At 62.2% G+C, this 11591-nt stretch carries 12 protein-coding genes and 1 pseudogene; 4 read left to right on the plus strand and 9 right to left on the minus strand.

Annotation, left to right across the window (positions count from 1 at the left end; genetic code table 11):
* Positions 1-684: 684 nt before the first annotated feature.
* Positions 685-1623 (plus strand): diacylglycerol/lipid kinase family protein, encoded by a 939-nt coding sequence (locus AC0L18_RS28525; protein WP_473495150.1) that lies wholly within the window; start codon positions 685-687, stop codon positions 1621-1623.
* A 140-nt stretch (positions 1624-1763) separates the two neighbouring features.
* On the opposite strand, the gene AC0L18_RS28530 is transcribed toward AC0L18_RS28525, so the two are convergent.
* The 3 genes from AC0L18_RS28530 to AC0L18_RS28540 all read right to left on the minus strand — a co-directional run bounded on the left by AC0L18_RS28530 (position 1764) and on the right by AC0L18_RS28540 (position 5230).
* The gene (locus tag AC0L18_RS28530) at positions 1764-2975 is read right to left on the minus strand and encodes a mandelate racemase/muconate lactonizing enzyme family protein (protein WP_473495151.1); all 1212 of its coding nucleotides are present in this window, start codon (positions 2973-2975) and stop codon (positions 1764-1766) included.
* A complete protein-coding gene (locus tag AC0L18_RS28535; RefSeq protein WP_473495162.1) occupies positions 2972-4588 on the minus strand; it encodes a GMC family oxidoreductase in 1617 nt (538 codons plus the stop codon). The genes AC0L18_RS28530 and AC0L18_RS28535 overlap by 4 nt, the downstream gene beginning before the upstream one ends.
* A 162-nt stretch (positions 4589-4750) precedes the next feature.
* Positions 4751-5230 carry a GNAT family N-acetyltransferase gene (locus tag AC0L18_RS28540; protein ID WP_473495152.1) on the minus strand — a complete coding sequence of 160 codons (480 nt, stop codon included), beginning with the start codon at positions 5228-5230 and terminating at the stop codon, positions 4751-4753.
* Positions 5231-5432: 202 nt separating this feature from the next.
* Between AC0L18_RS28540 and AC0L18_RS28545 the strand changes: the two genes are divergently transcribed.
* Positions 5433-5879, plus strand: coding sequence for an acyl-CoA thioesterase (locus AC0L18_RS28545; RefSeq protein WP_473495153.1), 447 nt, complete (start codon positions 5433-5435; stop codon positions 5877-5879).
* Here the strand turns inward: AC0L18_RS28545 and AC0L18_RS28550 are convergent.
* Both AC0L18_RS28550 and AC0L18_RS28555 read right to left on the minus strand, forming a co-directional pair.
* Complete coding sequence (locus tag AC0L18_RS28550) at positions 5766-6131, minus strand: endonuclease domain-containing protein (RefSeq protein WP_473495154.1); 366 nt, start codon at positions 6129-6131, stop codon at positions 5766-5768. The two genes, AC0L18_RS28545 and AC0L18_RS28550, sit on opposite strands and share 114 nt — an antisense overlap.
* Before the next feature lie 253 nt (positions 6132-6384).
* Positions 6385-6753 carry a winged helix-turn-helix transcriptional regulator gene (locus tag AC0L18_RS28555; protein WP_254021305.1) on the minus strand — a complete coding sequence of 123 codons (369 nt, stop codon included), beginning with the start codon at positions 6751-6753 and terminating at the stop codon, positions 6385-6387.
* Positions 6754-6845: 92 nt separating this feature from the next.
* Here AC0L18_RS28555 and AC0L18_RS28560 point away from each other — a divergent pair, with 92 nt between their 5' ends.
* Positions 6846-7451, plus strand: coding sequence for an NADPH-dependent FMN reductase (locus tag AC0L18_RS28560; RefSeq protein ID WP_473495155.1), 606 nt, complete (start codon positions 6846-6848; stop codon positions 7449-7451).
* 63 nt (positions 7452-7514) lie between these two features.
* Here AC0L18_RS28560 and AC0L18_RS28565 read toward each other — a convergent pair whose 3' ends face one another.
* Complete coding sequence (locus AC0L18_RS28565; RefSeq protein WP_473495156.1) at positions 7515-7949, minus strand: winged helix-turn-helix transcriptional regulator; 435 nt, start codon at positions 7947-7949, stop codon at positions 7515-7517.
* A 97-nt stretch (positions 7950-8046) separates the two neighbouring features.
* Between AC0L18_RS28565 and AC0L18_RS28570 the strand changes: the two genes are divergently transcribed.
* Positions 8047-9027 carry a quinone oxidoreductase family protein gene (locus AC0L18_RS28570; protein WP_473495157.1) on the plus strand — a complete coding sequence of 327 codons (981 nt, stop codon included), beginning with the start codon at positions 8047-8049 and terminating at the stop codon, positions 9025-9027.
* Positions 9028-9141: 114 nt separating this feature from the next.
* On the opposite strand, the gene AC0L18_RS28575 is transcribed toward AC0L18_RS28570, so the two are convergent.
* From AC0L18_RS28575 to AC0L18_RS28585, 3 genes and pseudogenes are all read right to left on the minus strand, one after another.
* Positions 9142-9513: a hypothetical protein gene (locus AC0L18_RS28575; RefSeq protein WP_473495158.1), complete on the minus strand. Its 372-nt coding sequence runs from the start codon at positions 9511-9513 to the stop codon at positions 9142-9144.
* A complete protein-coding gene (locus AC0L18_RS28580; RefSeq protein WP_473495159.1) occupies positions 9500-10141 on the minus strand; it encodes a hypothetical protein in 642 nt (213 codons plus the stop codon). Before AC0L18_RS28580 ends, AC0L18_RS28575 begins: the two co-directional genes overlap by 14 nt.
* Positions 10142-10163: 22 nt before the next feature.
* A pseudogene (locus AC0L18_RS28585) lies at positions 10164-11490 on the minus strand (gluzincin family metallopeptidase).
* Between the last annotated feature and the right edge of the window lie 101 nt (positions 11491-11591).

The raw sequence follows: 11591 nt of genomic DNA on the forward strand, positions 1-11591 counted from the left end.
CACCAGGAAGCTTCGCTCCGGGCGAACCGCGTGAGACAGGCGGTCAAATCGCGAGAGAAGCCCAAAAAACAGTCGGCGCCGGGATTTCTCCCAGCGCCTCCCTGTCAGATCAGGACACGGTCGCGGCAGCAACTTCCGTAAAGACGTCGCGCCATGCCGGCCTTGATGTTGACGGTCCTGCCAGCCACCGCCCGAGGGCAGCGTCCGTTCGGGACCTCGCCAGTCTCCACCCTTGCAAGCTTCGTCCAGCGCGCCATCGAAGGTTTTTGCCGTCCTTCATGGCAGCATCGGTCCGCCGTAGGCGTTCGCACGCTTTCCGCGGCCCCGTAGTCTCGGTCCTCAAAACAGGCAAGCCTGCGTTCGGGGCCGTACGGGCCTCAGGAAATCCGCCGTTTCGCTTTGCCTTTCGACTTGGCAATCGTAGCCGCCTGAGATGGGATTAATGTACGGGAGATAAGCGTTCGGCGAAACGGTTGCGAGCCTGTGGATAGCGGGATTATCGGGGACCAAGGCCTGCATCGGCGCGTTTATTTTGCCGAGATGCAGGAGGCGGGACACGGCCCTGATCTGCGGTGAGCAGCAAGATCGAGCATTCGGCCCTTGCCCGACACTGCGGCGCGGGCTTCAATGCCGGCGAAGGATTTTAGGACAGCAGTGTCGTTGCTATCCTATGGGGAGGCATTCTTGAAGGTCGGGGTGGTTCTCAATCCGATTGCCGGTGGCGGCTGGCTCAAGCGGCATTGGCCCGAGGTCAGCGCTTCGCTCAGGAAACATTTCGGCGATTTCGAACTGCGCGAGACGCAGGCGACCGGCGACGCAGAAAGGCTGGCGTTGGTCCTTGCCGCCAGCGGCTGCGACCTGGTGATCGCGGCGGGCGGCGACGGCACCGCCAGCGAAGTCGCCGACGGGCTGCTGCAGGCGTTTGCGGAAAGCGGCCGGACGGCCGAACTCGGCCTGCTGCCTTGCGGCGCCGGCATCGATTTCGCCCGCGGGCTCGACCTTTCGGACGAGGTCGACCTGACGTTGAAGCGCATCGCCGAGGCCAAGGCCCGCCGGGTCGATGCCGGCCGCATCTCTTACGTCGACGACCATGGCGCCCTGGCCAGCCGCCATTTCATCAACATCGCCAGCCTCGGCCTGTCGGGCGCCACCGACCGCGCGGTCAACGCCGACAAGCGCAAGGGCAATGTGTCGGCCAAGGCGCTGTTCTATTGGCGCACCGTGTGGGAATTCATGCGCTACCGATTCCAGGACGTCGTGATCACCATCGACGATGGCGTCCCGGTCGAGGCGCGCGTCGCGCTGGTGGCGGTGGCCAACGGAAAATTCTTCGGCGCCGGCATGATGATCGCGCCGGATGCCGAACTGGACGACGGTCAGTTCGACATCGTCATCCTGCGCGCGGCTGGCAAGCTGAAGCTGATCTGGGATATCCGTCTGCTCTATGGCGGCCGGCATCGCAACCACCCGGCGATCACCATTTTGCGCGGCAGGAAAGTCGTTGTCGAACCACTCGGCGATGTGCAAAAGAACGGCGCTCTGGTCGACATAGACGGCGAGTCGCCGGGGCGCATACCGGCGACCTTCGAGATCCTGCCCGGCGCGCTGACGCTGAGGTATTGAATCAAGCTGTTGAGACCTTGGTTCCGGTCGCTTCGATCGTGATTTAGGCGACCAGGCCAACATGCTGGAATCGCGTGACAATTACCTGACGGCAGGGCTTGAGCCTGGCCGGGAAGCCCGGTCGCAGCTCTTGCGGGCGTTCACGGCGTCAACGGCGTCTGCATCATCTGCAAATGCAGCTCCGTGCCGGTCCAGGGATGCGCTTCGCAGACGGCTTCGTCGAGCTCGACGCCAAGGCCCGGCTCCTTCGACGGAATGACGTTGCCGTCCTGCCACTCGATCTTCTTCTTCAGCAGTTTTTCGTGAAAACCGTCCCACTGCTTCAGCGATTCCAGGATGAGGAAGTTGGGCAAGGTCACGGCAAGCTGGATGTTGGCCGCGCCGACGATCGGCCCGCAATAGCAGTGCGGGGCGACCTGGATGTGATAGGCCTCGGCCATAGCGGCGATCTTCTTGGTTTCGAGAATGCCGCCGGAGCGGCCGAGGTCGGGCTGCAGAATGGTCGCGGCGCGGTTCTCGATGACGCGGGCAAACTCGAACTTGGTCGTCAGCCGTTCGCCGGTGGCGATCGGGATCGACGTGCCGCGCGCCACCTGCGCCATCACTTCGGGCATGTCGGGCGGCACCGGTTCCTCGAACCACAGCGGATCGTAGGGTTCGATGGCGCGGGCCATGCGCAGCGCGCCCGATGCGGTGAACTGGCCATGCGTGCCAAACAGGATGTCGGCCCTTGTGCCGACCGCCTCGCGGATAGCCTTGATCATGCGGGCGGAGAGATCGATGTCGACGAGGCGCGGCTGGTGACCGTCAAAGGCGGTGTAGGGGCCGGCCGGATCGAGCTTGACGGCATTAAAACCCTGCTCGATATATTCGAGCGCGCATTCGGCCGCCAGGTCGGGGTCGTTGTAGACGTTCTTGCCGCGCGCATCTTCCGAATGGACGCTGCCGCTGTGCGGATAGAGATAGGTATAGGAACGCAGCGTTTCGTTCACCTGGCCGCCGAGCAGCTTGTAGACTGGCTTGCCGGCCTCCTTGCCGAGGATGTCCCAGCAGGCGATTTCGAGCGCCGAAAAGCAGCCCATGCCGGACACGTCCGGGCGCTGGGTGAAGCCCGACGAATAGGCGCGGCGGAAGAAGTTCTCGATGTCGTGCGGATCGCGGCCGATCAGATAGCGCTCGGCCATGTCCTCGATCATTCTTGCGGTGACATGGGCCGAGAAGGTGGCGTTGTAGGCCTCGCCATAGCCGACGACGCCGCCGTCGGTGGTGAGCTTGACGAAGATGAAATACTTGCCGCCGATGCCGGGCGGCGGATTGCCGACAACCCAGGTTTTGACGTAGGTGATTTTCATTTTTGATCCTCCAGAACCAGTTCGGCGCCCTTCCATCCGGTCATGATCGCGGCGGCGTTGGTGTTGCCGGTGATGTTATCGGGAAAGATTGAGGCGTCGATGACGCGCAAGCCTTCGAGGCCGTGAACTCGCAGGCGCGGGTCGACGACGGCGCGCGCAGCGTCCGGCCCCATGCGGCAGGTCGAGACCGGGTGGTAGACGGTGCCCGAGCGCTTTCTGAAATCCTGGATGATATCCGCGTCGGAGGTGATTGACGGGCCCGGCAACACCTCTTCCTCGATGATCTCCGCCATTGCCGGCATGGCGGCGATCTTCCGGATGAACTTCACCGCCGCCAGCATCTCGGCGACATCAGCCTCGGTCGAAAAGGCGTTGGCGACGATCTTCGGATAGTCGCGCGGATTGGCGGAGCGGATCATGATCTCGCCACGGCTCGAGGGACGGCAGTTGGACAGGCCGATGGAAAAACCCGGCCACGGATCGGGCGTCAGGATCGGGCGCTCGCCGCTCTTCGGAATGACGGTCGAGAATGCCTGGAAATAGAGCTGCATGTTGGGCCGTGCCGTCGCCGGATCGGTGCGGAAGAAGCCGCCGGCATTGTTCATCGACAGCGACAGCGGGCCGGAGCGCATCAGCATGTATTGCATGCCGACCATGAGCTTGCCCCACCACGGGCGCAGGATCTGGTTGAGCGTCGGCAGCTTGCCCCTGAAGGTGTAGTTGATGCCGACATGGTCCTGCAGGTTCGCGCCGACATTCTCGTTGGCGTGGACGACGGCAATGCCGAGGGCGCCAAGGATCGCCGAGGGACCGATCCCGGAAAGCTGCAGCAACTGCGGCGAATTGATCGAGCCGCCCGACAGGATGACCTCGCGGCCGGCGCGGGCGGTTTTCGTCTCACCATTTTGGAGATACTCGATGCCAACGGCGCGCTTGCCCTCGAACAGGATCCTGGTCGCCAGCGCATTGATCTCGACGCGGAGGTTTTTGCGCTTCATCGCCGGGCGCAGGAAGGCGCGGGCGGCCGACATGCGGCGGCCGTTCTTGGTGGTGATCTGATAGTTGCCGGCGCCCTCCTGGGCGGCGCCGTTGAAATCCGGGTTGAACGGCAGGCCGGCCTGATTGGCGGCCGCCAGATAGCGCTTGGTCAGCGGATGGACCGAGGTCGAGCAGTCGGTGATATGCAGCGGACCGCCAACTCCGCGCCATTGATCGGCGCCGGCCTGATTGTCCTCCAGCGCCTTGAAGACGGGCAGCAGGTCGTCGAAGCCCCAGCCGGGATTGCCGGCCGCTGCCCAAGCGTCGAAATCCTCGCGCGCGCCCCTAATCCAGACCATGGCGTTGATCGAGCTCGAGCCGCCGAGCAGCCTGCCGCGCGGCCAGTGGTCGACATTGCCGGCGAGGCCGGAGTCCGGCTCGGTCTTGTAGTTCCAGTTGACCGCAGGGTCGAAGAAGGTCTTGCCGTAGCCGAGCGGCATCTGGACGTAGAAACGCCGGTCGCTGCCGCCGGCCTCGAGCACCAGAACCGAGAAGCGGCCGGAAGCCGACAGTCTTTCGGCCACGACCGAGCCGGCCGAGCCGGAGCCAACAATGATGAAATCATAGGTCTGCATGATGGCTGCGGCCGGCTCCGAATTCTCGCTCAACCTAGACGCCGCAAGCCGCCGCGATCACCGGAGCTTCCGGCATCGCCTGTGAAAAAAGCGACCGGCACTTCGTTTGCAGTTGGTGTCCTGCCCGAAGTGGCCTTTGCCGCGTCGCCAAGCGGTCCAGCATTACACGCCATCATCAGCATTTTGCGTGAAATCACAACGCATGATCGGGCGGGCTGACACCCTGCGGGCGACGACCCTGAACCCGGCGCGAGCGAAGGTGGAGGCGTATCCGCTGCCGGAAGCGCTCGGCGATACGTCGGCATCAAAAGGATAGGCCTCAAGTGCAGGGGCGTTTGCGCGCCTTGCAGCTTGCAGCGCCGCTGCGATCAGGTGGGATGTGATGCCTTGCCGGCGGTATTTTTTTCGCACGTAGAGGCAGGACAAGGACCAGACCGGCGCGTCATCCACTCGCTTCAATTGCCACAGCCGATCGAGCCAGGGCACGGCATCTCTGGGCGTCACCCGGCACCAGCCGACAGCAGTAACGGCGTCGAAAGCAAGTACGCCTGGGGAGGGGCCATGCTCGACGGCTTGCCGGAACGCCGCCTTGTTTTCCTCGCCTGGTCGCTTTCGATAAGAACTGCCGATCCGCCCGTACATGCACCAACAGCGACTGCAGACGGCGCTCTCACCGAACAGCTCCTCGAGCGCGGGCCATAGATCTGATGTCAGAGGGCGAGAGGTAAGTTTCATGTCAGCTGCCTTTCTCAACTCGCTGTGCGCAGTCTAGCACCTGGCAGCGCGTTGACGCATCGGTGCCATCCCGATACGGGAGAAGATCGATATCGAGGGGATTTGGCGCATGGTGCATTACGCGGACGGGCGGCCGATTGGCGATCTGACGCTCAGGACCTTGGCCATGCCTTCGGACGCCAATGCGGCGGGCGACATTTTTGGCGGCTGGGTGATGGCGCAAATGGACCTGGCCTGCGGCATCCGCGCCGCCGAGCGTGCCAAGGGCCGCGTGGTGACGGCGGCGGTGAAGGAAATGTCGTTCGCCAAGGCGATGAAGATCGGCGACACGCTGTGCATCTATACGCATGTCGAGCGCGTCGGCCGCACCTCGATGACGCTCAAGGTGGAGGCATGGGGGAGATGTCCGGCAGGACAGAGGGGGCGCTGTCCCGCCGGCGTATCAAGTCGTACCGGCGAGCCCTGCCTCGATCACAATATGCTGGCAGTCGTTGTCGATGTCACGAATGACGTCGTCATTCCAGAAGCGCAGGATGGTCCAGCCGTCCCGTTCTAGACGCTTTGTCCTCGCCTCATCGCCTGCATCGGCGTCGGCATGCTGCGAACCATCGACTTCGACGACGAGCTTCTTGTCCGGGCAAGCGAAGTCGACAATGTAACCGGCGATCGGAAATTGTCGGCGGAAGCCAAGCCCCATCAGCCGATGTGCGCGAAGCTCGTTCCAAAGCTTCAGTTCAGCACCGGTCATCGCCTTCCGCGTTGACCTGGCGTTTGCGCGATTTCGCGGAGGCAGTGGCGTGTGAGGCATTGGTCAACGCTCGGTGGTTATTGAGGATGGCGCTCTACGGCGCCCCCCTCTGTCCTGCCGGACATCTCCCCCACTTGGGGGGAGATTGGCAGTTCCGCCGACAGCGCCTCTTTTTCGAGGTTGGCGATTGGCGAAATCAAAGATGACGGCCAAGCTCCCCCTTGTAAGGGCGGCTCGCCCGCAATGCGTCAACACATCCTGAACCCTGCCTTGGCGAGCGCTCGCTGCTGTGAACCCTTGCAGCGCAAGGGTTTCAGGCATGTATCTCATCGAATCTTTCGCGAGCGGCCTTGACCCGCTCGGTGTTCTTGCGCGCCCATTCGCCGAGCGCGCCGACCGGCACAAGCAGCTCGTAGCCAAGGTCGGTCAGCTCATAGTCGACGCGTGGCGGAATGGTCGGAAACACGGTCCGGGTGACGAAGCCGTCGCGCTCGAGCCCGCGCAACGTCGTGGTCAGCATCTTTTGCGAAATGCCGCCGACGGCGCTGCGCAATTCGTTGAAGCGCAGCGGCCCGTCACCGAGCTTGCCGACGACGAGCACGGTCCATTTGTCGCCGACGCGCTGCAGGATTTCCGAGATGGCGCGGCAGTCCTCGGTGCGGTGCGGGTGCCTTGGTATCAAAAAGGTGCCTCCTTGCGCCTCGTTGGCGCAGTCACTCATATAGCTCAAGTATCTAAACGATACCAGAAATTCGCCTGAAGGAGAGCCCCTCTATGTCCAAACCCAAAATCGCCATTGTCGTCGGTTCGACCCGCGCCGCACGCTTCGCCGACGTTCCGACCCAGTGGATCGCCAAGATCGCCAAGTCGCATGCCGACATCGACGTGGAAGTGGTCGACCTGCGCGACTTCCCGCTGCCGTTCTTCGACGAGGTCGCTTCGTCCGCCTGGGCGCCGTCGCAGAATGAAGTGGCAAAGCACTGGCAGAAGAAGGTCGCCGAGTTCGATGGCTTCATCTTCACCGCCGCCGAATACAATCATGGCCCGACCGCCGTGCTGAAGAACGCGATCGACTACGCCGCTAATGAATGGCACAAGAAGCCGGCCGGCTTCGTCGGCTATGGCAGCGTCGGCGGCGCGCGTGCCGTCGAGCAGCTGAGGCTGCATGCGGTCGAGCTGCAGATGGCGCCGGTCAAGTCGGCAGTCCATATCGCCTGGGGCGATTTCCTTGCCGTCCGGCAAGGTGAAAAGAAGCTCGAGGAGCTCGAGCACCTGAACCAGGCGGCGACCGCGCTGGTCAACGACGTTGCATGGTGGGCCAAAGTGCTGAAGGCGGCGCGCCAGACCGACGCGGTGGCCGAGGAAGTCAAGGCGGCCTGAACCGCAGACCAGGACAGTCCTCCCAAGGGTTCCCGGGGCGGCGCTTGCGTCGCCCCTTTTGATTCAGGCGATGGCTGGCTGCCGCGCCTGCCGAGGCCTGATGATACAGTCGGCGAGGCGGTCCATCTCGTTCAACTCATCCGCATGGTGCTGGCCCCACTCACAGAGCGCCAGAAGGATAGGCTCGAGGCTGAGGCCGAGGCGCGTCGCCGAATATTCGACGCGTGAGGGGATCTCGGCAAAGATCTCGCGTCTGACAAGGCCGTGTTCCTCCATTTCGCGAAGCTGCTGGATCAGCACTTTCTGGGTGATATCAGGCACCAGCGTCTTCAGCGCCGACAGCCGCCGGGGGCCGTCAAAGAGATGGTAGAGAATGACAGCCTTCCATCGGCCCGAGATCACTTTCAGCGCGCGTTCCGCCGGCAGCAGAGGCAGTCTCTTGAGCAGCCTTTTGGTCGGCCCCGTTTTGGTCGGCCCCGTTTTGGTCGGCATGGCCATGGTCACCTCCTGGTCAGCAGGGGACAAATGAGTGTGTGGTCGCGATCAGGCAGATAGTGGCAAACAGCAGCCGATGCCATAGCGATGGGTGCATGCCATGAGAGCCATTCAACTGAACCGTTTCGGCGGTCCCGACGTCCTCGACATCGTCGAGATGCCGAAGCCGGAGCCGCAAGCAGGCGAGGTGCTGATCCGCGTTCATGCGGCCGGCGTGAATTTCTTCGAGGTGTTGATGCGCGGGGATCGCTACGCGATGACGCCGCAATTGCCGATGGTTCTCGGCGTCGAGGCTGCCGGGACCGTGGAGGCGCTTGGTCACGAGGTTGACATCTCGCTGACCGGGACACGCATAGCTGCGCCGCTGTTCGCTTCGAAGCGCCCGTTTGGCGGCTATGCCGACTATGTGACGATCGACGCATCGCTGGCCGTGCCTTTGCCCGACGCGCTCTCATTCGAAGACGCGACGGCCCTGATGGTGCAGGGACTGACGGCCTTTCATCTGCTGCGGCAAAGCCCGCCAGCCGGCAAGCCGGTGCTGGTCACTGCAGCCGCGGGCGGTGTCGGCTCGTTGCTGGTCCAGCTCGCCAAACGCCAGGGCGCCAGCGCCGTGATCGCGGTCGCCGGCAGCAGGGCCAAGCTCGATCTTGCCCTGTCACTTGGCGCCGATGCCGCGGTCGACTACAGCGCGGCGGATTGGCCCGCGCGAGTGCGGGAGGCGGCTGGCGGCGCCGGCGTCGATGTCGTCTACGACATTGTCGGCGGCTCGATGACGGCGGCATCGCTGCAAGCGCTCGCGCCTGGCGGAGAGCTGGTTTTTGCGGCGCTGGGCAGATACACGGTCGGCGCTGCGGAACTGGAAGCGATGATCACCCGGAACCAGTCCCTGCGAGGTTTCGCCCTGCTGCCGCTGCTCTCTGCCGATGGCCTCAGGGCCAGCCTGTCGGAGCTTTTCCAGCTGGCCGCCGGCGGCCAGCTTGCCGTGACGCAAGGCGGCCGCTACCCGCTCGACCAGGCCAACGAAGCGCACCGCTCGCTGGAGGAGCGCCGCTCGACCGGCAAGCTCGTGCTAATACCTTGAGTGGTGTGGTCGACTAACTGCGCACGGGCTCCGTGCAATGCGTGTGCTCAAATAGTGGGAACAGCGCCAGGAGCCGACTTCTGGCGGGCCGGATTGCAGGCGGCGAAGGCCTCTCTAAATGACTATTAAACCTTGTGCGGCGTCCTCTATATTGCCATCCAATTTGATCACAACCCAGCGTACCTTATTCGCATCGTTGTCCGCTTTTTCAGTTGCCTCAGCAATCATCGGCAGTCTTGTTTCTTTTCCTGTCTTCGAATCATCGACATGGACTTCAATTTGATCGTCCGGTTGCGCGCCAGCCTCATCGAATGAGGCGTAGAATTCCAAGTTGGCCGTCAGGAGCTCATCGCCAACAATGTCAAAGTATCCAACGCCCCCCTTGACGATTTTAACAGGGCTTACTTCCAGATAATCGATATCTACAGCCATACGAAGTTCCTCCCTTGTTCCTGCGGCATGTTCGACGAGATCAATCGAGATCATTTGGTTTTCGTGGCGTCCATCCGCCTGATCTTGCCATCACGCCGCCCGACCTACCCATGCCGCCACCGGATCTGCCCATACCGCCACCCGATCTACCCATCACGCCGCCCGACCTGCCCATGCCTCCGCCATAGGCCTCTCCAGATAGCAGGATTTGCTCGAGTGACCCCGTCTCTGCGTCCAACCTGAGCGAATGGTCGCTCTTGTCGTAAATCCATACTTTTATGTCCCTGGAGAAAGCCCCGATCTGCAAGCCGAGGCCCGTTCGCGCACTGGACCCGGGAGCCCGGGACAGTCTTTTGTACTCAACTACGTCGTCGGCATTGGTTGGGGAGGGATCGTCGGGGTCAAGACCGGCCCCATGGACGAGAAAAATCGCTGGCGGAGCCAGTTCATAAAATGCTCCCTCGAAGGAAAAAGAAAAAATCCGTGCCAGACGCGCATCGGGGCGTTGATTCGGAGCAGTTCCAACAACATGTTCGAGCTGACGCCGCAGAAAATTGTTGTTTCCTGGTCTTGGTACCTGCAAGTTATCGTATATGCCGCCTCCTCTCAAAATCACGTCTTCAAGCAACCGACCAAACAGATATACAGACGATACGCCAAGTAGTGTTTCATTATCTGACATTTTCCTCTCCACTTATTATTATCTAGGTAGACATCGACCTTGCTAACATAACTCTTTCTCGATAAGTCATCTTCGGAAAATTGGATATATCTCTCGGCAGCAAGGTGCGCGCCGAATGGGAATGGCCGCGGCGCGGCCTATTGTTGATCCGCCTGCCAGCGTGCAGCTCGCCGATGCCCCGACGCCTGAAGTTGCGATCGATGAGCCTTGCGAACTCACCCCCCGTCTCGACCTCATCGACGGCGAGCATCGCCGTCGCGACATCTCCATAGTCCAGAAAATTGGGCCCCAAAGCCCATAGCGTTTCGGCGAGATACATCCCGACGACGTCGCGCGCATCGAGCAGCGCCTCGCGGAAGCCGTCGGTCCGGCGGGCGAAAGCGCGGTCGAAGGCGTCCTGCAGCGGCGCCCGGGCAGCCGGATCGGCTTCGGCGACATCGGCGAGATTCTCGATCTCGGACGAGATCAGGCCGCGGGCCACCAAACTCTCGTGAAAGATATCGACCAGAATGTCGAATATCGCGCCGGTGAGCGGCTCCGACAGGTCATGCTCGTTCTTCCAACCGTGGACGAATTCGGCCATCGTCCGCTGGTTGTTTGCCAACCTTATCTGGCTATGCGGCGAAAATTCCGAAAAGCGCGCGAGACGGTTGGCGAGATAGAGGTTGCCGCGCGTCTCGTCCAGCACATTGTTGATCACCGACGGGAAATGCATGGCGGCGATCAGCGACACGCAGTCGGAGAAGGCTTCCTGGAAGCCGACATATTCGGGGAACTCTTTGCCCAGGCCCGGCACGCCCAGCACGGCGAAGGCTATAGCGTGGCCGACCTCGTGGGCGATGATGTCGAAGTCGAGGCTGAAAGGGAGGATACTTCCGTCCGTCTCGAACTGGCTGCCCACTTCGAGATAGCCGTAGCCGAACTGCGCATTGTTCCACGTCGGCAGGATCGAGATTTCCAGACGCTCATGATGATCGCGGAAATGCCATGCAACCGACTGGCCGAGATAGCGTTCCCACACATCGAGCGTGAACCGCACGGAGCCGAAGAGATGCGGCCTCGAAGCCGGGCATCGATGGCTGGTAGTGATCGAAATTGCCGCGCTCGTCGGGCACTGCCGGCGCGAGGATATTTCCTGTCCAGGGCGGCAGATAGATAAACGGCGTTCCCAAGGGCGCGCGGTTCACGCCATAGGGCCTGGTCTTGCCGACCGGCTCCACGACATACATTCGATCGTCCGACGGGCCGACACCGACGCTTCCGAGCGGCGATGAAACCGTGACGATTTCAGGGCACGCTCGAGCGTCCTCGAACGGAGGCTGGACAAAGAGCCTGAACCGGGTCGTCATCCCAGTACCCCACGACCTATATTAGTCGGCCGTGAAGAATACGGAAGCCGCTGATATCGCATAGGAATAGTCTACTTTTCAGGCTTCCGAATTGCAGGTAA

The organism is Mesorhizobium sp. WSM4819, assembly GCF_055811215.1.